Origin of the sequence: Candidatus Nitrospira allomarina (assembly GCF_032050975.1) — a bacterium.
In the GTDB taxonomy this organism is placed as follows: domain Bacteria; phylum Nitrospirota; class Nitrospiria; order Nitrospirales; family UBA8639; genus Nitrospira_E; species Nitrospira_E allomarina.
This window is the reverse complement of record NZ_CP116967.1, coordinates 2,605,138-2,629,000: the sequence shown is the minus strand read 5'-3', so window position 1 is coordinate 2,629,000 and position 23,863 is coordinate 2,605,138. Positions and strand designations below refer to the sequence as shown.

General features: G+C 50.9%; 21 protein-coding genes. 11 read left to right on the top strand and 10 right to left on the bottom strand.

What is annotated here, in order from left to right:
- Positions 1-109: 109 nt before the first annotated feature.
- The 6 genes from PP769_RS11645 (at position 110) to PP769_RS11620 (ending at position 5,659) form a co-directional block, all read left to right on the top strand.
- Positions 110-910: a PRC-barrel domain-containing protein gene (locus tag PP769_RS11645; RefSeq protein ID WP_312640232.1), complete on the top strand. Its 801-nt coding sequence runs from the start codon at positions 110-112 to the stop codon at positions 908-910.
- A 240-nt stretch (positions 911-1,150) separates the two neighbouring features.
- On the top strand, positions 1,151-2,284 hold the full coding sequence (locus PP769_RS11640) for a Gfo/Idh/MocA family protein (RefSeq protein ID WP_312640231.1): 1,134 nt from the start codon (positions 1,151-1,153) through the stop codon (positions 2,282-2,284).
- A 224-nt stretch (positions 2,285-2,508) separates the two neighbouring features.
- The gene (locus PP769_RS11635; protein WP_312640230.1) at positions 2,509-2,889 is read left to right on the top strand and encodes a sensory rhodopsin transducer; all 381 of its coding nucleotides are present in this window, start codon (positions 2,509-2,511) and stop codon (positions 2,887-2,889) included.
- A gap of 53 nt (positions 2,890-2,942) precedes the next feature.
- Positions 2,943-4,694, top strand: a complete 1,752-nt coding sequence (locus PP769_RS11630; protein WP_312640229.1) for a thiamine pyrophosphate-dependent enzyme — start codon at positions 2,943-2,945, stop codon at positions 4,692-4,694.
- A 192-nt stretch (positions 4,695-4,886) separates the two neighbouring features.
- Positions 4,887-5,066, top strand: a complete 180-nt coding sequence (locus PP769_RS11625; RefSeq protein WP_312640228.1) for a hypothetical protein — start codon at positions 4,887-4,889, stop codon at positions 5,064-5,066.
- A 389-nt stretch (positions 5,067-5,455) separates the two neighbouring features.
- Positions 5,456-5,659 carry a hypothetical protein gene (locus PP769_RS11620; RefSeq protein ID WP_312640227.1) on the top strand — a complete coding sequence of 68 codons (204 nt, stop codon included), beginning with the start codon at positions 5,456-5,458 and terminating at the stop codon, positions 5,657-5,659.
- Between the two features lie 85 nt (positions 5,660-5,744).
- Here PP769_RS11620 and PP769_RS11615 read toward each other — a convergent pair whose 3' ends face one another.
- The 9 genes from PP769_RS11615 to PP769_RS11575 all read right to left on the bottom strand — a co-directional run bounded on the left by PP769_RS11615 (position 5,745) and on the right by PP769_RS11575 (position 14,466).
- Entirely contained in the window at positions 5,745-6,980 is a 1,236-nt protein-coding gene (locus tag PP769_RS11615) for a hypothetical protein (RefSeq protein WP_312640226.1), read from the bottom strand.
- Positions 6,981-7,129: 149 nt separating this feature from the next.
- Complete coding sequence (locus tag PP769_RS11610) at positions 7,130-7,792, bottom strand: DUF2238 domain-containing protein (RefSeq protein ID WP_312640225.1); 663 nt, start codon at positions 7,790-7,792, stop codon at positions 7,130-7,132.
- Positions 7,761-8,426 carry a DUF2238 domain-containing protein gene (locus tag PP769_RS11605; RefSeq protein WP_312640224.1) on the bottom strand — a complete coding sequence of 222 codons (666 nt, stop codon included), beginning with the start codon at positions 8,424-8,426 and terminating at the stop codon, positions 7,761-7,763. The genes PP769_RS11610 and PP769_RS11605 overlap by 32 nt, the downstream gene beginning before the upstream one ends.
- 204 nt (positions 8,427-8,630) lie before the next feature.
- On the bottom strand, positions 8,631-8,852 hold the full coding sequence (locus PP769_RS11600) for a hypothetical protein (RefSeq protein ID WP_312640223.1): 222 nt from the start codon (positions 8,850-8,852) through the stop codon (positions 8,631-8,633).
- Between the two features lie 60 nt (positions 8,853-8,912).
- On the bottom strand, positions 8,913-9,347 hold the full coding sequence (locus PP769_RS11595) for a hemerythrin domain-containing protein (RefSeq protein WP_312640222.1): 435 nt from the start codon (positions 9,345-9,347) through the stop codon (positions 8,913-8,915).
- Positions 9,348-9,911: 564 nt separating this feature from the next.
- Positions 9,912-10,865, bottom strand: a complete 954-nt coding sequence (locus PP769_RS11590) for a cation efflux transmembrane domain-containing protein (RefSeq protein WP_312640221.1) — start codon at positions 10,863-10,865, stop codon at positions 9,912-9,914.
- Complete coding sequence (locus PP769_RS11585; protein WP_312640220.1) at positions 10,862-11,359, bottom strand: substrate-binding periplasmic protein; 498 nt, start codon at positions 11,357-11,359, stop codon at positions 10,862-10,864. The genes PP769_RS11590 and PP769_RS11585 overlap by 4 nt, the downstream gene beginning before the upstream one ends.
- Before the next feature lie 325 nt (positions 11,360-11,684).
- A complete protein-coding gene (locus tag PP769_RS11580) occupies positions 11,685-12,143 on the bottom strand; it encodes a DUF2231 domain-containing protein (RefSeq protein WP_312640219.1) in 459 nt (152 codons plus the stop codon).
- Between the two features lie 277 nt (positions 12,144-12,420).
- Complete coding sequence (locus tag PP769_RS11575; protein WP_376753442.1) at positions 12,421-14,466, bottom strand: amylo-alpha-1,6-glucosidase; 2,046 nt, start codon at positions 14,464-14,466, stop codon at positions 12,421-12,423.
- A 234-nt stretch (positions 14,467-14,700) separates the two neighbouring features.
- Here PP769_RS11575 and PP769_RS11570 point away from each other — a divergent pair, with 234 nt between their 5' ends.
- The 4 genes from PP769_RS11570 to PP769_RS11555 all read left to right on the top strand — a co-directional run bounded on the left by PP769_RS11570 (position 14,701) and on the right by PP769_RS11555 (position 20,546).
- The gene (locus PP769_RS11570) at positions 14,701-16,287 is read left to right on the top strand and encodes an alpha-amylase family glycosyl hydrolase (RefSeq protein ID WP_312640217.1); all 1,587 of its coding nucleotides are present in this window, start codon (positions 14,701-14,703) and stop codon (positions 16,285-16,287) included.
- 160 nt (positions 16,288-16,447) lie between these two features.
- Positions 16,448-17,227 (top strand): SRPBCC family protein, encoded by a 780-nt coding sequence (locus PP769_RS11565; RefSeq protein ID WP_312640216.1) that lies wholly within the window; start codon positions 16,448-16,450, stop codon positions 17,225-17,227.
- A 157-nt stretch (positions 17,228-17,384) separates the two neighbouring features.
- Positions 17,385-18,578: a zinc-dependent alcohol dehydrogenase gene (locus tag PP769_RS11560; protein ID WP_312640215.1), complete on the top strand. Its 1,194-nt coding sequence runs from the start codon at positions 17,385-17,387 to the stop codon at positions 18,576-18,578.
- Positions 18,579-18,902: 324 nt separating this feature from the next.
- Positions 18,903-20,546: an FG-GAP-like repeat-containing protein gene (locus tag PP769_RS11555; RefSeq protein ID WP_312640214.1), complete on the top strand. Its 1,644-nt coding sequence runs from the start codon at positions 18,903-18,905 to the stop codon at positions 20,544-20,546.
- Positions 20,547-20,675: 129 nt separating this feature from the next.
- Here the strand turns inward: PP769_RS11555 and PP769_RS11550 are convergent, their stop codons facing one another.
- Positions 20,676-21,239, bottom strand: coding sequence for a redoxin domain-containing protein (locus PP769_RS11550; protein WP_376753441.1), 564 nt, complete (start codon positions 21,237-21,239; stop codon positions 20,676-20,678).
- A 296-nt stretch (positions 21,240-21,535) separates the two neighbouring features.
- Here PP769_RS11550 and katE point away from each other — a divergent pair, with 296 nt between their 5' ends.
- Positions 21,536-23,665 carry a catalase gene (katE, locus tag PP769_RS11545; RefSeq protein WP_312640212.1) on the top strand — a complete coding sequence of 710 codons (2,130 nt, stop codon included), beginning with the start codon at positions 21,536-21,538 and terminating at the stop codon, positions 23,663-23,665.
- The last annotated feature ends 198 nt before the right edge of the window (positions 23,666-23,863 follow it).

The window sequence follows — 23,863 nt, the reverse complement described above, 5'->3', positions numbered from 1 at the left end:
GGAGAAAACTATGCACGTTTCTTCGGCTCGTGACCACATAATCTCATGAATCAAAAAAACCAAATTTAATCACCATCGTTTACCAAACTCTTACAAAAGGAAAATTATCATGATGAATACCAGACGCAAAAATAGTGGCACTCTCGGGATGGCATTAGCCTTTGCTCTTATAGGAGGAGGTATGTCCTTAGCCTTGAGCGAGTCAGGCCAACCATCCAGGGAACTTCTTCTCAATGCCAACACCCTTATCGGGAATACGGTTATTGACAAGGCGGGCAAAGAACTCGGGACAGTCAAAGATTTACTGATCGATCAAACCACAGGCCAAATATCGTACATTGTACTCTCATATGGAGGGACATTTGGCGGGACTCTCGGGATCGGGGCGGAAAATTATTCGATTCCCTGGGCGGAGGTGAAGCTGACCAAACAGGATGATAAAATGTTGGTTCAGGTAGCCGAGGCCCCTATTGGCGAAAAACGAACAACAAAAGACCACGCAGCTATGCGCCGTGAGCAAGCTTCTACCGTCCAGAGTAAGGATTTCAATCCTGCAACAGTCGAAACGGTAGAAGGGACTGTGGAAAATGTGGATCACGACATGTTTGAGCCCGGAGTGACCACTACCGATAGTTTAATAGTGGTGGATGTCAAAACCCCATCGGGAAAAGAACGGGTGCGCATCGCCCCTGATAACTATCTTAAGGAGCAGGGAATCGAAATTAAGGAAGGCGATAAAGTGGAGGTGACCGGATCACGAATCATGCGGGATGGGGAAAGTCTGGTTATCGCCTCCAAAGTTACCCTGAAAGAAAATGGAAAAGTTTTGGCGGTCCGGAAGGATGACGGCACTCCCAAATGGAACAAAGAGGGTGGAATCCATAGTAAGACCTCTTCCGGAAATAAATAAAATTACCTCATCCTCCGTCAACGGGAAAAAGCCATCTGGGCTTTTTCCCGTTTGACTTTGTTCCCCCCTTCGCAACCCTTCCTCTCTCTTTGGACTCTCTTCCAGGCCTGTATTGTCAATCTCGGCTGATATTTCTTGGAACCAGGGTTCTTTCCAGTTCATTTTCGATAAAAACGCTGATACAAGCTTTAGGTAATTGGTCGGTCTTACTCTTTTGACACGATTTCAAGGAGCTCCCAGATGGCACGATCGCTCAAAAGGACATTTCCCACCAGGAAAATTCGTTACGCGGTGGTGGGATTGGGTTATATCGCTCAAGTCGCCGTACTTCCGGCATTTGGACATGCAAAGAAAAACTCGGCATTGGCAGCTTTAATCTCCGATGATCCCAAAAAATTGAAGGAATTGGGAAAAAAATACGGCATCAACGGTCTCTATTCCTATGAACAATATGAAGAATGCCTGGAAAAGGAAGAAATTGATGCGGTGTATATTGCGCTTCCCAATCATTTGCACTGCGAATATACCATCAGAGCTGCCAAAGCGGGCGTCCATGTATTGTGCGAAAAACCCATGGCCTTATCAGTCAAGGAATGTGAAACCATGATTCGCACAGCGGACCATCATGATGTCAAATTAATGGTCGCCTATCGGCTTCATTTTGAAGAGGCCAACCTTCGGGCCATACAAATGGTTCAATCAGGGAAAATCGGCACACCCCGGTACTTTCAATCTGCATTTAGCCTTCCGGTCAAAGATAAAAATAATATCCGGTTACGGGAAGAGACCGGTGGAGGAACGCTGTGGGATATCGGCATTTATTGTGTGAATGCCGCCCGGAATCTATTTCAGGCGGAACCTATTCAGGTATTTGCCCACACCGCCGGACAGGGTACCGGCAGATTCGACGAAGTGGAAGAAATGAGCGCGGTGACGCTTCAATTTCCCGATGATCGGTTGGCCACCTTCATCTGTAGTTTTGGAGCCGCTGACGTTTCCGAGTTTCGGATTGTGGGGACCAAGGGGCAACTGCGGGTGACATCGGCCTACGAATATGTCGACCCCATTACTCATTACCTTACGGTGAACGGGAAAGAGAACAAGCACACCTTTTCCAAACGTGATCAATTTGCTCCACAACTTTTGAAATTTTCGGATTGCATTGTAAATGATACGGTTCCTGAACCGGCAGGTGATGAGGGTCTCCATGATGTCCGCATTATCGAAGCTCTGTATCGTTCAGCCCACAAAGGCCAACCGGTCCCGCTCAAAGGCGTGGAGCGAAAACGGCGTCCAACGCTTCGGCAAAGCCTTCGCCGTCCGCCGGTTAAAAAGCCCCGACTCATCCATGCTCAGAGTCCCTCAGGATCGTGATGAACCATTTTCATTCATCCTATAAATAAAAGGAAAGGAATTTATTCAATGAATGAACAGTCGAACACCATTGGTTCTCAAGGGTCACATTCCTCGGAAAATATCGATCCGTCTTTACCTTCCTATCTTGTTGAGGCGGCATTAGATAGGGAATGGGAACGTCGCCATCGGCAAGGACATGTTGGAAAAGCTCAAGGAACTTCCGCAGAAGAAGACATAATGTCATGAGTCAATCCATGGGGGCTAAACGATGGGCTATTCCTGAAGGATATATCCCTGCGGAAAGCCATGGACCGGAGCCGCAGATGACGAGTCATGAAACCGCATGCCTCTTGAATGTTTCCGACGATCCGGCGCATGTGCTTGTCACAATTTTTTATACAGACCGGGACCCGGTGGGGCCCTATCATATCACCGTCCCCCCTCGTCGAACGAGTCATATCCGTTTTAATGATTTGGAAGACCCTGAACCCATACCCAGGGATACAGATTTCGCAAGCATGTTCGAGTCCGATGTGCCAATTGTATTGCAACACACCAGGCTGGATTCCCGACAGGCCGAGAATGCTCTCCTGTCTACCATGGCATATACCGACCATTCGTAAAGACGTCAATCCCGTTGTTTCAACGCTGAGTAAACCAGAGAGGAACTCAGAGCATGACAAAAACCGCCGCGGACGTGTTGATAGAGAAGCTTCAAAATTGGGGGGTAGAGGTCATATTCGGTCTTCCCGGAGACGGCATTAATGGAATTATGGAAGCTCTGCGGCAACGCAAAGAAGTGATGAGGTTCATACAGGTGCGCCACGAAGAATCAGCGGCCTGGATGGCATGCGGGTATGCTAAATACACGGGAAAGCTTGGCGTGTGCCTGGCCACATCAGGGCCTGGAGGGCTTCATCTGCTGAATGGTTTGTATGATGCCAAAATGGAGAAACAACCGGTACTGGCTATTACCGGTCATCATTTTCACGATTTGATTGATACCCATGCCCAACAGGATGTCGATCTCACCAGAGTCTTTGAAGATGTCTCGGTCTATAACACCCGCGTGATGAGCGCGACACATCTTGAAAATGTGGTGGATCTCGCATGTCGGACCGCCCTGGGATATCGTGGGGTGGCTCATATTAATTTCCCGGTGGATCTTCAGGAAACAAAAGCCGACAAAGGCTACTCCCAACGAAACATTCCGCACCATTCGATGGAGGTTTTTTCCCGTAGCGCCCGCCTGCCCAATGAGTCGGACCTGTATGAAGCCGCAGAAGTGCTGAATGTCGGAAAACGGATTGCCATTATGGCCGGAGCCGGGGCACTTGAGGCCACAGATGAATTGGAACAATTAGCAGAGACTCTTGGAGCCCCGATTATTAAACCGTTGTTAGGCAAAGCCTCGGTGCCTGATGACAGTCCCTATACAACGGGGGGCATCGGATTGCTGGGAACCGCACCCTCTCAGGAGGCCCTGGAGGATTGCGATACCCTGCTTCTGATCGGAACGTCCTTTCCCTATATGGAATTTTATCCCAAGCCCGGACAGGCCCGGGCCGTCCAGATCGATCTTGATCCGGCGCGAATCGGGCTGCGGTACCCGGTGGAAGTCGGCTTGGTTGGCGGCTGCCGAAAAACCCTCCAGGAGCTCTTGCCGATGTTGCAACGGAATAAACACCGGAAATTTTTGGAACGGGCACAAACGGCAATGGCCAAATGGCGGACATTGATGGAAGAACGCGGAACTCGAAAAGACAAACCCATGAAACCCCAGGTGGTGGCCTGGGAACTCGGTAAACGTCTTTCTGACCACGCCATCGTTTCCTGTGATTCGGGAACAATCACGACCTGGTGGGCCAGGCAAATCCCGGCCAAACGAGGGCAGAAGCACACGGTATCCGGCACCCTGGCCTCCATGGCCTGTGGCTTACCCTATGCAATTGCCGCACAAATCGCCTATCCGGATCGTCAATGTATCGCCTTTGTGGGAGATGGGGGTTTTTCGATGCTCATGGCTGAGTTCGCCACCTGTGTCAAATATCAATTGCCCGTGAAAGTGTTCGTCATCAAAAACAATACGCTTGGCCAGATTAAGTGGGAACAGATGGTGTTTCTAGGAAATCCCGAATATGGGTGCGAACTGCATCCCATCGACTTTGCCCTCGTCGCTCAGGCATGCGGAGGAACCGGACTAACCGTTGACGATCCTGCGGATTGTGGTTCCATCATCGACCAGGCCTTCCAAACACCGGGGCCGGTATTGGTACAAGCCATCGTCGATCCTTTTGAACCTCCGATGCCTGCCAACATTACGATGAGCCAAGCCGCCAAATTTGCGGAATCGTTGGTAAGAGGCGAACCGAACCGGGTGAAAATTGCTATGACGGCCTTGTCAGATCGGGTACGGGAACTTGTGTAACAGATAAGGTGGAGAAATTCGTAGCCTTGAGAAGAGGACGCTGGCGAGGCTTCAGAAATCAGGAGCTCGAAAATTTTGTTCCCTTCTCCTTTCTTCTCTGGGCCACTCTTTTCTTCGTCACGGGTTCTGTCCAGTTGCACGATTATTGAAAAAATCAGTGTTTTTATGAGGATTGGGTGAGGGATTCAAATTGTGGTGATCAATGAAAACATCGAAGACACCAACCCCATTCTCCCTAAGCGTGCGATGGGGGCGGCCATTTACCTTGCGTACGAATACCTTGAAAGTAAAAAACAAGACCGGGGGTTTTGTGGAAACGATGAGGCCGGTGAAAAGAAGCGTGTAATTGGTAACGGGGTCGATAAATGGTAGCTCTGCCGCAGGCTGACACCAGGATCGATCCCTGTGAGGTTTTGGCCTAGAATTTTTCCGCTGCCATGTCAAAATCGGATGGGACGTAAACCTGGAATTCTACAACGCTGGGCGTGGTGCGGATAGGAACAATATCTGATGAACGAAATTTTCTTCCGAAGATTCGGGAGTCATCGGCAAAACATGAATGAGTCGTTGTCGATGGATTCAGTGGTCGCGAACAAATCGTGCAAACCACCGGACGGAACGCTCTCCATACGGCTGAAGTCGTTCAAAGAGCCATAAAAATGCTGAATAAGTATTTAGCTCTTCCGAAAGGCCGTGAAGGGGAAACCCCTGGCCGAAAACTTTTTCAAATCGGTTACTTGCCTGCGAAAAAGGAGGTACCCATGCTCACCATCGGTTTCATATTACTCATCATTGCAGGACTTTTTGCCGTAATTGGATTCGGAGTCGTTTCGACCCCTATTTTAGGACCGGCGCGTGTGGCCTTTTATTTTTTGTTGATTCTGTCCCTGGCGACGATCTTTTATGGGGTGGTTCAAACAGAAGTGCATGTCGATCCACAGGTCCCGACTCAAGAACGGAACTGACCGTATCGAAAGAAAAAAGAAAAGGCAAGGATTCTCATCCTGATCCTCATGAAAACATTCGGATGCGGGAAGGTCTCGCGTCGTGTTAAAGAAGCTTTGACCAAAACACCACGACACTATTTCCTCCCAGCTTCGGCCCATGGCGATCACGGTATATGCCAAAGTTATAACTATAATTGATCTCTATTTGTGAACCCCATGGAGCCCCACTGACGATTCCGCCTCCCACCGCCGGCAGCATATCGACCTGATTACGAATAGAACCATCTCCGGTGAAACGGGCTCGTTCAATCGCGGACCAGGTTCCTCGAATATACGGATACAAAAAAAACAACGCCTCATACCGGTAGGTGAAATTTGCAATCGCGTATTTCCGAGGAAACAATTCATTAAAGGCTACTCCCGGAATGAGAGGACGGGAGAGCGCTTCCCATTCATACCCCGTGGGACGCCCAGGCAACCGGAAAGTGGAAAACCGGTCAAGGTTCTTCCCGATTCCACCATACATCGTGACAATCAATCTGTGCCGCTCTGTCGGTACCCAGGGTACCTTCCCTGCGAGGGCGGCATAGAAGCTGGCCATCATAAATGTGCGGTCATCATGGTTATCCGGGGTCTCGAATGCCGGATCTCCCCACTGACGCCAATGAGCCCGATGTCCGTAGAGGGCATCGCCTCCGAAAGCGAATCCGTGATGAAGCAACTCCATAAGATTTCGTTCGAATTTATCTATCCGAAGCCGGGCATGGACTCGGCCTTCATACGTGTTCTGGGGCACAATGAAATTATTGGAGGTTTTTGAACTGCGATCGAACCAACGGTAACCGGGTTCATACGTTAAAGAAAATTCAGCGGCATTATCCTGCCCCCCCGGGGATAACGGCGTGCGATACCCGATACCAATCCCCCCAAAGAAATAATTCCATTCCAATTCCACGTCCTTGATAGCCTGTCCTTCTACATATTCATATCGGCCGAATGGAATGATCACATTTTCAAATGTCATGGCGGCAAACCATGGGCTGGTTGATGACAGACCCCGCTGATACTGGATGTCATTGAATACCCCTGAGAATGTCCCCCGAAACCGCTGGTTTTCGTCCTCCCAATTGCGCCAGACAAACAACGCACCGAAAGGGAGAAGCTCTAACCGCTTGGGTCCGTCCGGAATCCAATTCATCCCGATATTGATCGCCGTCACATGTCGGCGATCCCGTGGAGGGACATAAATTTCCTGTCCAAAGATTTCCGTATGATGGGGTTCTCCGGCAAGCGGCGTGTCGGTTCCTTCTCCCGATGCGAACCGAGGGGAAATCATCACCAGACATATGCACAAGGCCAACATGCCTAGATGGTTGAGAGTTTGGCGAAAAGACTCCTGCCGGATTGGTCCCCTGAAAACATATCTTTGAGCATGGATCGGGATAAAATGCGCAGTGGAGAGTCGAAGCATTGGAAATTGACAAAATGCTAGGAAGAAGTCGGTGGAGATTTTTGTGACGCTAACTTGGAAAGAACATAGGTCAGCATGATTGTGAAAAAAGCCCCGATGACCGCCACCGTCATATCTTTTTGTGCATCCCATTCGTCCCCCTGAGTGCCCAGATAGGCCTCCCCCAATTCCGGACTAACGAGAAGAGCCACCCACGATTCGATAATTTCGAAGAATCCACTGAGGGCCAATATTCCGCTAATGGGGAGATAATAAGCCCAGAACCCACGCACATTGACCCGGCGAAGGAATAACTCCCTTAAAGGATAAGCCAGGAGCAGCCCGAATGAAAAATGCGCGATACGGTCAAAATGATTGCGCTCAAATCCCCACCAATCCTGCATCCAGAATCCCAGCGGGACGTTTGAATAGGTATAATGGGCTCCGATCGCATGGAGGGTCATAAACACCGTGAGGAAAATATAGGAAACGTCCGATAAGGGAAACCATCGATACGTCGCGACAAGGACAATGACCAGTCCTATCGCTAAAATATTTTCGAGAAACCAATCATGCCGGTCGAGCGGTTCTATGGCGAGCAATATCCAAAACACCGCATACCAGGCTATTAACCCGTGAAGGAGAGTCCGGTCCTTAAACGACTTCTGATTATTGACGCTTATCGCAGTGGTCAATTGCATGCGGAAGTTCCACCGGCCTTTCCCGGGTCATCGCGAAACGGGTCCCCGTGATTTTCCGTGCTCCTACCAGGATCACCAGAGAAGCTAATGCTCCATATAATGTCGCGGCCATATCCTTCTGTGGATCCCAGATATCTCCCTGGGCACCCAGATAGGCTAGACCTAATTCGGGATGGGCAATTCTGGTAACCCAGGATTCGAGAATTTCCCACACCCCCCCCAGCCCCACCAGAGTGATCAGGACCATGCCGGAGCGGAGCCATGCAGCCATTCCGGAAATCCGGGAGAAGAGTTCATGCAATGGCAGGGCGAAGAGCAACCCGAAACAAAAATGCACAATCCGATCGAAATGGTTCCGGGGCAATTCAAAGAACTCTTCCAGCCAGAGGCCGAACGGCACTTGTGCGTAAGTATAGTGAGAACCTATCGTATGTAACGTCAGAAACACGGTGAGGAGAATATAGGAAGCCATTGAAAACGGCCACCGCCGATGAGTCATGGTTAACCCACCGACGAAGAGAAGCGGGAGGATATTTGCAAAGGCCCAACTTTGGGGGTCATTGGGAGCCAATCCCATAAACACGAAAAACCCCAAATACCAGACCAATAATCCGTACTCCACTTGAAGCTTCAAATCAACTCTCCCTCAGAGCGTTCGGAACGATCCATTCCTCCCGCCAATATTATGAGTTGAATTCTTCGTTGAACCCATGGATGACTACCGGGCGTAACAAACTCTGTTCGCCATTCCTTCCTTTGATGGATCCCTCCGACGTGTTCGAATGAGAGACAGCCTTCACATTCCCCCATTTCACCAGCAGGCCATAATCCCGTTCCCTTATCGGGTGGGCTCGGCAGTCGGAGGCCGCGAAGAGGACCCTTTCGCTTGTGCCGGATTACCTTTCATGAATCGATTGCATCCACTATTGCCGGAGACCAACAATCGATACGGTTGAAGGTTTTCATCGATACACAGTCCCATTGTAGCATCTTCAATATTTGCTGATGGTTCGATTTGCCACCATTGGCACCTTTTACACAATCCCCATTTATCCGCCATTATTTTCCTCCATCCCGGTCATAGATGTCCGTCTTCGAGGCAGGTCCAAGTCCTCTTTCCCTAGACCTTCTGTTCCTTGACCTGCTTGAATTCTTCACCCATATGGTCGGCCTGTTGCTGTGAAAGAATACCCTGAGCGTTCTTAAAAATTTCGCCTTCTTCTTCCTGGATATGATGTTGAACATCTTCTTTCAGTTTGGTGACCTTCTTCAACCAACTCTCATCATTGTGATCCATTGCCTCGATTTCATTCAACAACGTGGTGACTTTTTCGTGCTCTTTGTTGGCATGCTCGATTTTTTGTTTTGTCTCCTTCTTTTTTTGAAGGGGAGCATAGAAGACCTGCTCTTCCGCTTCGCTATGCGCTTCCAAGGCATCCTTAAGTTTGAGAAACAGTTTTTCCCGGGAATCACTGTTCTTCCCCGCGGCTTCGATTTGGCTGAATAGTTGTTTAGCTTCTTGATGATCTTCTCTGAGCGCCTGATAAATATCCATTGAACCCTCCCCTTATGAATGAAAAGTTTTTCTCCTGACCATAAATATGATGTTCCGTAGTACACCACGGGGCGGATTATGTGAGGTATGGACGAATTGCTGAAGGGGCTTGCAAAAATGTCCACCTACATCCGTCTGACACGGTGTGATCATCGTCACCTCACCGCTGCATGAATGAAGCTTTCGAGAGGGGAATGCTTATCAGGACAAACTCACATTCAATCGGAGCCATTGTCACGATGTAGGATTATTGATTCAGGTTCCCGGCGCCAGGGAATTTCTTAGCGTCGCAATCGTCTTGGGATCCAACGAATGGTCAATGCCGCCTGGATTCTTATTGACAGGTGTACTTGGAATAGGAAGTGGGCAATTCCTCCTCCGGAACTGCCAGCCCGGTGGTCCCACCGCGCCTTCCCCACTAACCTTTTCACATGATTTCATTTGATAATGATAAGCTCGATGAACTCGTGTCCGGTTTTCACCCAGCAATGCAACATACGTTTATATGTGGCCAAATTTGTAATTTCGGCTTCCCTCACAATAATCCGACCCGGTAAGAACCAACTATTGTTGTTCCTTCTCCTCAGGCAATACGGTCAAGGTAAAGTTTTGCAGCCGCCAATCAAGATCTTGTATCTTTTGAATGGCATCCTGTATCTGATCAGGAGAGATAGGTTCATGTTCCTTCAAGGAAACAAACCCTTCTCCAAAAATGAGATGACCATGTTCATATAACCGGTTTTGCGCGCGGCCAACCCAGGGGAACTCGAGAAGTGCATCATTCACCTTGTCGGGGAGGTTCAGGTATTCATTCTCGAGGGAAGTAGGGGCGCGATTGACCAATCCCGTCACAGCGTCCTTTGTCTGGCTCCAGCCATCCTTTATGATGCCGAATGCAATAAACCCGGCGGCCACAGGATCCGCCCACCACCATCCCATTCCGGCTCCTAACACGCCGGCAATAGCCGCGACGCCGGTCTCCCAATCGGCCTTATTCATTTTTCCGTCAGTCAAGAGAATTTTATCGTTCAACGTCCAGGCATATTTCAGCTTGGCGCGTCCAAGGAAAAGAGGAGGAAAGGTGCCCCAGGACAGAACAAGAATCATCCACCATCCCAGCCATACATCGACGCCAAACAATTCCATCATCCCGATTGTCGGATAGTCTTGCGTGACCAGTTTCATCGACGCATCGATGATCAGAAATGTTCCCATGCCCAACAGGGCGAGGGCCGCGCAGAGAAATAAGATGGAAATCACACGGTGGTACCCATAAGGAAAGTGCTTATTAGGTTTTTTCCAGCAAATATGCGTGCCAATCAGAAAACACAGCGGAGGAATCAGACTCAAACAATCTTCCACCCAGGCTGTTTTCATGGCCTGAGATGAACCTAAAACCACATACATGATAGGAATGAGACTTCCCAAATATGCCAATGTGGTATACTCCAACCGCCGGGACCGGCGAACCGCTTCATGCTGCTTTTCAGTAAATTCATATTGCGGTGCGGGCTTCATGCACGGCTCTCCGCTTCCCACAATTGTTGGATGCGATCTTGCTGCTGCTTCAAAAACGTTTCCAGTCTCACCAGAAATCCATTTTCTCCCTTCGGAACAGCCAGAACATGCTCATACGTTTGTTCATCCCCTGTTTGAAAATAATTTCTCGTCAAACCCAATTCATCTTTGCGTGGACTGGCATTTGTCAGTCCCCCTACCATCAAATCAATCTGATGCTGCCGGAGGTATTCAGTCGCATCGGCTTCGGAGAGAAACTCAACTTGAGGTTCCGCGCCAAGCGAACGGGCGAAGGCCACGGCCAGCTTGATTTCGATGCCCTTCGCCACCCCCTCCTCGCGATAGGCCCACGGGGCCTGGTCAATGGCGCCTATCCGTAACACCCCCCGGGACTGAATATGCTGAAGTGTGTGGTGGGTATCCTTGGGGAACTCGTCACACCCGATAAGAGTGCATGAGAGACAGACGAACACGACATACAAATGGTTCATCATGCCCTCTTCATATCAGAGAAACATGCAACGTTTTCCGTCTGCAGGAAGGGTGGAACAGTAACCGTTTTCGGAGGAGAAAATAGGACGAGTCACACAACAAACACGCCATGAGAAAGGGCATCCGAATGATACGCACACATAAGAGGAAAGATCATCCTGTCCATGGAACTCTCCAAGGCACGAGAACCACAGTTTCTGCTCTATGGTGGTCATTGAAGTATAGATTGAAATATGAAAAGTATCTTTGAGCTACATCCAAAACCGGGCCGACACCCGGAATTGTCACCGTCCAAGGCTTTGTTTGTTGGCTCCGGTTATTCCGGTGTTATCGTTCTTCCGTGGTGCGCAAAACATGCCCCGTATCAACGCCCACGCCGTGCTTATACACCAGTTCTCCGCCTAACCATCCGGATATTGCCAGAAGGAGGACTCCCAACGTCGAAAGAATAAATCCTGCTTCCCATGTTGGATCCACTGCACGAATCCAGGCATTCACCCCAAATAATGCCACGATGATCAAATTAAGGGTCATATGCCGGATGCCAATTTTTTTTGAATGAGGATTGATGAGCGACCTAAAATCAAGATATCCCGGAATGGCAGCCAGTAAGGCACCTACCACACCTCCACTGAGAGTATAGAAGCCCACGATGCGCCATTCTTCTCCTCCCCACCCGCTGATATAGATCAGATCGGCCACCCATGAAAAAATCCATAAACCGAGAGGCAAGGGAATCAACATGACGTGCAATGGATGCCCTTTAATACTGGCGGGAGTTATCATAGAACTTTCCCTTTCTCGTTGGTTTCTTCTCTAAAAAATAAAAGACCATGCGGTAAACCCCAAATTCTGTATCCGGAAACATGTGCTTATGAGAAGATGATTTTTGAAATCGAGCGGAAACGCAACTATACATAACCCTTGCAAGTTGACGTGGCAGCAGGATATTCCAGCTCGCCTCCGTCTGGGGGTTTGCCGTGAAACATGAGAAGATTCAGGAGAGAAACAGGATGCAGGAAAGTGGGAGGCATTCTAACTTCCCCTCCGCAGGACTTACGTCCTATGCCTTATGAACGTCGGGAGTTGTTTTGACCCAACAGCGCAAAACTTCCGCTACGCTCCAGGCTTGCGCAATACAGCCGCGTGGGGTAAAGGGCGCTTCAGCATCGAAAATTTCGCTGATGCTGCCGATGCATCCTTCGTTCAGATGGTCTTTCAATCCTGAGAGGAATTGACGCGCCCCTGCGACATCCTCTGGATGCACTTTGAGCCACGCGTCGATAAAGGGACCGATCAGCCATGCCCATACGGTTCCTTGATGATAAGCCGCGTCGCGCGCGAGCAAATTGCCATCATATTTTGCGTTGTAGCTGGGATGATCGGCCGATAAGGATCGTAATCCGAATGGCGTCAGTAGGCGATCCTGAACGATATTCAGGACCGCGTCCCAATATCGGCGATCGAGAACAGGATGCGTCAAGGAAATGGCCAGCAATTGATTGGGCCGACAGGCCGCATCGTCCCCTTGCTCACCGTCCACCACATCGAATAAGTGACCGCCCGGTTCGTACCAAAAACGCCGGTTAAAAGACACCCGTGTGCGCTCAGCGTGGGCCTCCCATTGCCCGGCCTCAGTGTTTCCTCTAACCCGGCGGACCCATTGGCCAAGGAGGCAGAGAGCGTTATACCATAGGGCATTGATCTCGACGGCTTTGCCGCGTCGCGGGGTGACGACCCACCCGTCGACTTTGGCATCCATCCATGTTAATTGATAGCCCTCTTCCCCCTGCCGTAACAAGCCGTCTTCCGGATCAACCCGAATCCCGAACCGTGTACCGTCCAGGTGATGTTCGGCGATTGCCTGGAGGTGAGGCAGTAACACATTCAATGTCTCCATGTCGCCCGTGGTTTCCAGATACCGGCCTATGGCTTGAAAGAACCACAAGGTGGCATCGGCGGTATGATAGAGGCCTTGTTGATCGCCTTCCGGAAACAGGTTCGGCAGCAGCCCATCGCGGAGGTAATGGGCAAACAGCCGTAAGGTATACCCTGCTTCGGCCTGGCGTCCTGTCATCAATGCCAGACCTTCCAAACTGATCATGGTGTCCCGACCCCAATCGGTAAACCAATGATACCCGGCGATAATTGTACGAATTTCGTCTCCCTCGGCACTGGCTCGCGCGGAATCCGCGATACGACCGACGGGCTTGATAATAAATTGGTCTGCGGCCAGCACCAGTTCCGGACCTATCCCGCTGCGGGCCCCTTCGGGTGCCGCAGCAAGGATGCGTCTCCGTCGCTCATGTTCCAACCGCCAAACCTCATCAACCGGCAAGGCCGTCACAACTTCCCAGGACTCGGTCGACGCGGTGAGGCACACAGGATGGTCCTGTGAAAGATCGGCTCTAAAGTAACCGGGAGACCAGAGTGTTCCACTCTCTGCATACCCGCGACTCTCTTCTACCGGGTACATCCTTTCGGCCAGGGTCTGGCGATTCACGGTAAATGCCTGTCGAGCTCCATGTAGGTGCATTCGGAGCGTCGGAAGATCCGGCAACACGCTCAGTTCATATTTTGACTCAACTTCTGTCAAGCGAAAGACTCCCGGCAAAGGTGTGTTCACTGGTGCGTCATGCGAACGGTTGTGCACCGATGGCATCAATTTCAACCGGACGGAATCCCCATGAAGCAGTCGATAGATAATATGCACGGTATTTTGTTGATGAGGCATAAGAATGTGCTTTTCGATCGTCGCGCCGGCTAATTCATAACGCCAGACGGGAAGCCCCATTTCAAGCCGAAATTCCGTCAGGCAATCGATTCCGTGTGGAGAGGAATCTGGGAGGTCATGTGCCTCCCCGCTCAGTTTGATTAGGGTGCCATCTGCCAGGCGGACACGTTCCGATAGATGTGCCAAGGTCATCTGCCTCCCAAGGGGAGCGGGCAGTGCGGCAATAAATAATCCGTGGTAGCGGCGGGTGGCGATTCCAGCCAAGGTGCCCGAGGCGTACCCGCCTAAGCCATTGGTCACAAGCCATTCCCGGGCGATCAGAAAGTTTCGCCAATCGTCGCCGGTTGTGTGTCGCATCAGGCGCCGCGTAATCATATTGTTGTCGGGAGTTCCGGTCATATTTTGGTCGTCGGCTCTTTAAAACCACAATTTTGCACTCGCCATCAACGGATATTTTCACCCGAATCTTTTCCAAATTAGCCAAACTGCGGATGGCCGCTCTCTTGGTATTGTAGGAGACCGGGTCTACACAACGTCTTACAGAGTCCCTCTCTCATGAGACAGAGCCGGAATGCTGATAAGACTTGTTATGCGAAAGGAGGAACGGACGTGTCAGACTCCCTGCACTGGTGGCAGGACGGTGCCATTTATCAGCTGTTAGTCCCTTCCTTCCTTGATACCAACGGAGATGGATACGGGGATCTGCAGGGAATTACCCGGCGCCTGGAATACCTCGAGTGGCTGGGAGTCCGGGCCATTTGGTTGTCACCGATTTATCCCTCCCCCCTGGCCGACCTTGGGTACGATATCACCGACTATCAAAACGTCGAGCCGAAATTTGGATCGCTGCACGATTTTGACGAAATGGTGGCCGAAGCCCATCGCCGGAATCTCAAAATTATCCTGGATTGGGTGCCCAATCATACGTCAGACGAGCATCCCTGGTTTCTCGATTCACGGTCGAATCGAGAAAGTGCCAAGCGCCACTGGTATCTGTGGCGAGACGGAAAACCGGATGGATCCCCTCCGAATAATTGGATCAGTGTCTTTGGGGGCAGCGTCTGGCAATGGGACGCGACCACGGCACAGTTCTACCTCCATACGTTCCTCGACAAACAACCGGACCTGAACTGGCGGAATCCGGATGTCCGGGCGGCCCTATTCGACACGATGCGGTTCTGGCTGGAAAGAGGAGTAGATGGATTTCGCATTGACGCTCTCGATTTGCTGCTTAAGGATGATCAGTTTCGCGATAACCCGCCAAATCCGGAGTACGAGGACGGACAGGGACCGGATAGCCGATTGCTTCCGCATCACACACGGGATCAGGACGGGATCCATGAAATTGTTGCCACCATGCGCAGGGTCGCGGAAGAGTTCGGTGACGACAAGATGTTGGCTGGTGAACTGTATTTGCCCGTGCCTCAAGTGACAGCCTACTACGGAAACGAGACACGGGAGTTGCATTTACCATTGACCATGAAACTGGCGTGGACGCCGTGGACGGTTGAGGATTTGGCTCGCTCGGTACAATCCTATATTCAGGATGTGCCGCCTCACGGATGGCCCTCGTGGATTTTCAGCACGCACGATTGTCTGCGGTTGGCCATGCGCCTCCAAGGAGAATTGACGCGCGTGGCAGCCATGTTGCTCCTCACGCTGCCCGGCACCCCGGTGCTGTACTATGGAGAAGAGATCGGCATGCGTGGAGTCCCGATTCCTGCCGAACAGGCCATCGATCCTCAGGGCCGGAGGACCGGGCGAAACCGCGATCCGGAACGCACACCGATGCAATGGAACCCGGATCTCCACGCCGGATTCTCTTCACGGGAACCCTGGCTCCCGATCGCAGAGGATTTTCAGACGGCAAACGTGTCCTCCCAAAGCGGGAATCCACGCTCACTCCTCACTCTGTATCGCCGGCTGTTCGCGATCCGTCACGACAAATCTTTCTTTTTGCACGAGCGACCGGAATTTCTCAATGTTCACAACTCGCTTATGGCCTACCTGCGAAAGAGTCACGACGGTGATCATCTGGTGGTACTCAACTTTAGTGGTGAACCGCAAATACTTGATCGGGACACTTCGTTTCAAGCCCGGGTCTGTCTTTCGACGTTTCTGGACAAGGAAGGCGATAAAATCCATGGCCGTCTTGATCTGCGCGGGCATGAAGGGCTGATTCTCTCATGCGATTGAAGAAATATCTTCATTGTTCTGTTTCTGGATTATATCCAGGGATATTACCAGTAACCGAGGTGGATGGGAGGGTGTATGGTGTCCCGTATTGTGATCAGGATGGCATGACTGCCAATTGCCCGATTATATGGGCCGGAATTATTGGTATTGGAGATGTCATATGAAAAGGACAAATATCGGGGCTCTGGAGCAGATCCTTTGCTTAGGAATCGGCAGTGGTTTAATTGTTCATGGCCTAGGGCAACAACATAGGCGCGGTATTCTACCCCTGTTATTCGGGAGCGGATTAGTCATCCATGGTCTTACAAGCCATAGCCGCCTGTATGAGGCTATTGGAATTGACGAATTGCATGGATCTCATATACGGCATCCCCTGAATAGAACTGTGCATTTCCGAGAGTCCATTACAATCAATCGATCACAGGAGGACCTCTATTCGTTTTGGCGGGATTTTAAAAATTTACCACGGTTCATGCAAAATATCGTCGCGGTCCAGGAACTCGACGAGAGACATTCCCGTTGGCAGGCACGTGGCCCCTTCAATAAAATTTTTCATTGGGAAGCTGAGATTCTTGAAGAACGTCAAAACGAACTGATCAAATGGCGGACGATTGAACTACATTCCAATCTTGAACACGAGGGAGTCTTGTCCCTTCGACGCGCGGCCGGAAATCGCGGAACGATTCTCTCCCTGGATTGTCGATGGACTCCGCCGGGAGGAGTATTTGGCGCAGCAATGGCGAAGCTGCTTCCCGATGACCCTGCACGTCAGGTAAGCGAGGACCTTCGACGCTTTCGCCAATTAATGGAGACCGGAGAAATTTCGCGAAACCAGCAGTCTTCGGCCGATTCCGACCATTCCGGGCTCGTGCAGAAGGTACGGGAAGTGGGCGACGAACTTGGGATTACCGACCCCGTGGCTACGGAGCAACGGCCCTAGGTGGCGATACAGAGACCCTGGGGACGTAAGACCTTAATTTGTCGACTTTACTCTTGAACGAAACGGCAATTCCAGATCGGGGAAAAGTCGATAGCTATGCCGTGTCTCTTTCTGAACAATACGTCAATGCCTGTTGTAGGCTGGAAGGAATCTTCTCATGCGAGCAGTCTGTTGGAACGGAACACATGACGTCCGGATGGAGAACGTTCCGGACCCGGAAATTCTCAATCCCCGTGATGCTATCGTTCGCGTCACCCTTACGGCTATCTGCGGCTCAGACCTCCACCTGTATGACGGGTATATTCCGACCATGAAGGCCGGCGACATCCTCGGTCATGAGTTTATGGGAGAAATTGTCGAAGTCGGAGCCGGCGTACACAACCTCCGAAAAGGCGATCGGGTCGTCGTCCCATTTAACATCGCGTGTGGAAGGTGTTATTTTTGTACCGGCAAGATGTGGTCGTGTTGCGACAATTCCAACCCCAACGCATGGATGGCAGAGGCGGCCTATGGACATTCCCCTGCCGGACTGTTCGGATATTCCCATATGCTCGGCGGGTATGCAGGAGGACAAGCCGAATATGTCCGGGTGCCCTTTGCGGATACGGGACCGCTCAAAATTCACAATGGTATGAAGGATGAGGAAGTGTTGTTCCTCTCCGATATCTTTCCGACTGGATATCAGGCAGCGGAAAACTGCGGGATTCAGCAAGGCGATACCATTGCTGTCTGGGGTTGTGGACCCGTGGGGCAATTTGCCATACGAAGCGCCCTGATGCTAGGAGCGGAAAGGGTATTTGCCATTGATCATTTTCCACAACGTCTGGCCCTGGCGCGCCAGGCCCACCCCGGACAATTTCATGAGGATGATCGAATAGAAACTATCAATTTTGATGAGGATGACGTCTATGACTACCTCATGAATGCGACCGGTGGCCGGGGCCCTGATGCCTGCATTGACGCCGTGGGACTCGAGTCTCACGGCACAACCGTAGACGCTCTCTTCGACCGGGTTAAGGTGGCAAGTCTTCTCGCGACCGATCGCATTCATGTCCTTCGCCAAGCGACACGAGCCGTTCGCAAAAACGGCACGATCTCCATACCCGGCGTATATGGGGGTGTTGCCGATAAATTTCCGATTGGCGCCATCTTTGGTAAAGGCATTACCATACGCTGCGGTCAGACTCATGTGCATAATTATATGCAACCATTGTTTGAACGCATCCAAAAGGAAGAGATTTATCCGTCTTTCATCATCTCACACCGCTATACCCTTGATGAAGCTCCTGACGCCTATAAAAATTTTCGGTTTCACCAAAATGAGTTTAGAAAAGTTGTGCTTTTCCCTTGAAACTTGGCGGAATATAATCGGAAGACTAAACGAAGGTTCGGTCATTACAACTTTGAATATCTCCTTACTAAAACAGATGAGGAAGATTAAAAAGGACAGAGAAAATTTTACACCAGCCTATTTCTTCTTTCTCCTGGAAGACCGCCGGCCTCTCGCGCAAGCGGCGCATCCACGTGAGCTCAAGAGAGGGTGCGTCCTGCCTCTTTGCCAATTCCCCCTCAACAATAGTCCCCGTAGACTTTTAAAGGAGTATCGTGAAATGAACAGCGCTCATCTCAAAAATGGTTTCACTCAAATCGGAAAAAGAAAGGGGAATTTATGAAAATGAATGCGTCTCGGACTGGCGGGTGGATAGTGGGCCTCGCGGCGGTGGTCTTGACCATGGGGACGGCCTCAATGGCTCAGGCAGCTGGTTTTACCGCCTATAATGATCTGGCTTGGGGAACTGGTCAACTGGAAACCAATATCACGAAGTTCACTTCCCCGAATGGGGGCTCTGGCCTTCCCGCCACCGGCCTACTGAAAGATTTTGCTACCGGCCTTGATACGAGCGTGACCATGACCGTGGCCGGCGGCCTATTTGTTGCAGGGGTCAATGATTTGCAAGGGACAGACCCGACTACCGGTGATGCCTTTGCGATCTTTGATGGGAAGGTTAACGGGAAGGGCGTGCTTACCTATATCGATGATGTGAATAATTCCCTGGTGTTGACATTTAGCGGGCTAAACCCTGGCAAAACATATAATCTGACCTTCTATGCTCATCGAAACAATAACGGGTGGGATCGAGCTTCCCTGGTGACCCTTTCCGGGCAGGACGCCTTTACGAATACAAGTTCCGTTGCGACTGATAATCCTAATACGGGAACGTATCCTGGGGGTGTGCTGTTTACGGGACCGACAAGTGCTTCTACAAGATTGCCAGCGGACAATGATAATGGCTATGTAGCCCAGTTTAGTGGCATTGATCCCGGTAGCGATGGGACGGTGGTGCTAACTATCAGTTTTGATGGAAGCGTGAGTGAGCAATATAAGGGAAAGTATGGCAGCGCGGTTCGGCTGATTGAATCATCAGGTTCAGGTGGACAGGATTTGAATGGAGATGGCAAAGCTGACCTTGTCTTTAGGAATACGAATGGTAATGCTGCAGTGTGGCTGTTGAATGGGGCAGCAGCTCCCTTGTCCACGGTCTCTCTCGGCGGAGTGGGTTCCGACTGGGAGGTAGCGGGAGTAGGCGATACCGATGCCGATGGCAACGCAGACATCATCTGGCGCAATACCACGACGGGCGCGGTAGCGGTGTGGTTGATGAACGGAGGAACCCGGATTTCGGCTGGCCTTCCCGGCACGGCGTCGACCGCATGGACGATTCAGGGAGTTGGGGATCTGAACGGGGACGACAAGGCCGACCTGGTCTTTAGACACACGAATGGCAGCGCGGCGGTCTGGTTGCTGAATGGGACTGCGCCGCCCTCCTCAACCGGTTCCTTAGGTGTGGTGAGCTCCGACTATCAGATTTCAGGGGTGGGTGACACCGATGCCGACGGCAATGCGGATATCATTTGGCGCAACACCACGAACGGCGCGGTGGCGGTGTGGTTGATGAATGGGTTGACCCGGACCTCTGTGGGCTTTCCCGGCACGGCGTCGACCGCGTGGACCATCCAGGGAGTCGGGGATCTAAACGGGGATGGTAAGGCCGACCTGGTCTTTAGACACACAAATGGCAGCGCGGCGGTCTGGTTGCTGAATGGGACCGCAACGCCCTCCTCTACCGCCTCCTTAGGTGTGGTGGGCTCGGTCTGGCGGTTGAGGCAAGTAGGCGACACCGATGCCGATGGCAACGCGGATATTATCTGGCGCAATACCTCGAGCGGTGCGGTGGCGGTGTGGTTGATGAACGGGGTGACCAGGACTTCCGTGGGCTTCCCCGGCACGGCGTCGACGGCCTGGGAAATTCAACCTTAGCTTGAGAGACCGGTCGAATAAGAGGCCTGCTGTAGGTGACTCTCGCTTGTGAAAGAAGCGAGAGTCACCTGGCTGGATGACGCCGATCCCTACTCCAGATGAAATGGTTGATGGACCATGGCCTTTGGATTAAATTTTTCCGACCAGATCCAAGCCTGGCTTCAAGGTCTTATCGCCGGGGGACCAGCTGGCGGGACATACCTCGCCTTTTCCTTCTCTAACATGGACAGCAGCCTGAAGCTTTCGTAAGAGCTCTCGACCATTTCGTCCAATGCTATTATCGTGTATTTCTCCAACTTTTAGCACACCATCCGGATCGATAAGAAAGCTCCCGCGTAACGATACCCCTTCATCCTCCAAATAGGTTCCAAACTCCCGGCTTAGCCGGCCCGTCGTATCAGCTACCATGGGGAATTGAATATTTTTTATAGCAGGCGAGGTATCGTGCCAGGCCTTATGCACAAAGACCGAATCGGTGCTGACGCTAAGAACCTCAGCCCCGAGTTTTTGAAATTCCGTATACAATTCTCCCAGTTCTTGCAATTCGGTTGGATAAATAAACGTGAAATCTCCCGGATAAAACACCAGCACCAACCACTTTCCCCGACATTCCGACAAGGTCAGTGAACGGATTTGTTCTTTGTGGAAAGCCTGGTAGGTGCCATCCGTGATCGTTTGTCCAATTTGCATCATCATGCTTTTCGACCTCCTTTAATGTTTAGCACAAGTGTTTCAGAGCAGATATTTTGGCGTGTGTCTCTGAACTCCAACTTTCAAGTTACTTAAACAAATCTTATCCCGGAATGCAAAAGGTTGTGACTGCCGTAACCCTTGCGTGAACTCCTGTAACCCCATACCAGTTTCTGAATTTTTTTACCAGGGTTTCTGACAGTATGGCCTCTTCAATTGGTCCTATAAGATAGATAGTTTAGCGTCATATGTTACTCACCTATTCATCACGAAATCATTAATAAAAAGGAGCGATTCGCATGGCCAAAAAGCAACCCGTTAAATCTTCTCCTCCTTCCACACGTAAAACCGCGAAATATGCAGACCAAACTGTCGAGATCGGCACAGGAGGGGAAGTCCACCAGACAAGCGGAAAAACCAATCCGGTATTGACGACTCAGCAGGGTATTCCTGTCGCGGATGACCAAAACTCGCTGAAAATCGGAGAGCGGGGTCCAAGCGCATTGGAAGACTTTCACTTTCGGGAGAAGATGTTTCACTTTGACCATGAACGGATTCCAGAAAGGGTTGTGCATGCCCGCGGGTTCGGGGCTCATGGATATTTTGAAAACTACGAATCTCTGGCAGATGTTACCAAAGCCGACCTCTTTCAACGACCACGTGATAAAACTCCGGCGTTCGTCCGCTTTTCTACGGTAGCCGGTAATAAGGGCTCCTTCGATTTGGCAAGAGACGTCAGGGGATTTGCCGTAAAGCTGTATACCAAAGAGGGGAATTGGGATCTTGTGGGCAATAATATGCCCGTGTTTTTTATTCAGGACGCCATGAAATTTCCAGACCTCGTTCACGCAGCCAAAGCGGAACCGGATCGTGGCTTTCCCCAGGCGCAAACCGCGCATGATAACTTTTGGGACTTTATCTCCCTGACCCCTGAAAGTATGCATATGATCATGTGGATCATGTCCGACAGGGCTATTCCCCGATCGTTTCGTTTCATGGAAGGGTTTGGCGTTCACACATTCCGGCTTATCAATGGTCAGGGAAAATCGACGTTCGTGAAATTTCACTGGAAACCCAAACTGGGGATGCAATCCGTGGTATGGAACGAAGCCGTAAAAATTAATGGAGCCGACCCGGATTTCCATCGCCGGGATTTATGGAGTGCCATTCAGCAGGGTGATTATCCGGAATGGGAACTGGGCCTTCAGCTTTTTGATGATGATTTTGCTCAACAATTCAATTTTGATGTGCTTGATGCGACCAAACTGATTCCAGAAGAAATTCTACCAGTTCGACGTGTCGGCCGGCTCGTTCTGGATCGCTGTGTGGACAATTTCTTTGCTGAGACCGAACAGGTTGCCTTTTGTACGCAAAATATTGTGCCGGGCATCGATTTTTCAAATGACCCATTACTACAAGGGCGGAACTTTTCCTACCTCGACACTCAGCTCAAACGGCTTGGCAGTCCGAATTTTACTCACATCCCCATCAACGCGCCCAAGTGTCCGTTCAGCCATTTTCAACAGGACGGCCATATGGCCATGCAGAATCCGAAAGGCCGAGCCAACTATGAACCAAATTCTTGGCCCGGCGAAGCGGGAGGTCCCCGAGAATCCCCGGAGAAGGGATTTACCTCATACCCTGCCGATGAGGAAGGGCCAAAAGTACGGGTCCGGTCCGAAACTTTTGCCGATCATTACAGCCAGGCCCGACAATTTTATATCAGCCAGACCGAAGTCGAACAAACCCACATTGCAAATGCCTTAGTCTTTGAATTAAGCAAAGTGGAACATCCTGAAATCCGGACTCGTATGGTTTCTCATCTGCTAAATATTCACCAGGATTTGGCTAAACAAGTGGCCAAGGGTCTGCGCCTGAAGGACATGCCTAAGCCTGCGGATGCGGCAAAACCCACACGAGAGGACCTTGAGCAATCACCCGCGCTCAGCATTCTTCTCAATAGTCCCAAAACCTTCAAAGGGCGAAAGCTTGGAGTGCTCATCACCGACGGAGTCGATATAAAATTATTTAAATCACTCAAATCCGCCGTCAAGTCGGAAGGGGCAATCATGGAGATTGTGGCCCCCGGTGTGGGCGGAGTGGAAGCCAGCGACGGGACGTGGATTGAAGCGGACCAAAAAATTGATGGTGGGCCATCGGTGCTGTACGACGCAGTGGCACTTTTACCTTCCGAGGAAGGAGTGCTGGCCCTGGCCAAGGTTCCTGCCGCCAGAGATTTTGTGGCTGATGCCTTTGCTCACATGAAGTTTATTGGATACGTCGAAGCCGTCACTCCCCTGTTCCAGAAGGCCGGAGTGCAGGAGAGTCGAGACGCTGGCTTCATTGCCCTTGATAAGGGGAAGGGATCAACTCAATTTCTTGAGGCGTGCCGAAAGCTTCGTTTCTGGGATCGCGCCGCTGCTTCATAAGATGTCAGAGCCCCGATCTGTGAAATCAAAGCAGAGTTTATGGGGGAAGGCGTTCTTCGGCCCTTCCCCCACAATAAAGATCCACGATGGTTGAAGGAAAAGGGACGGTACAGGGACGGTACAGATGAGAGGTAATTCTAACTCCGGGTTTTTTACAAGAGAATGGAATATGACCTCACAACAAGAGCCATCGGAAAT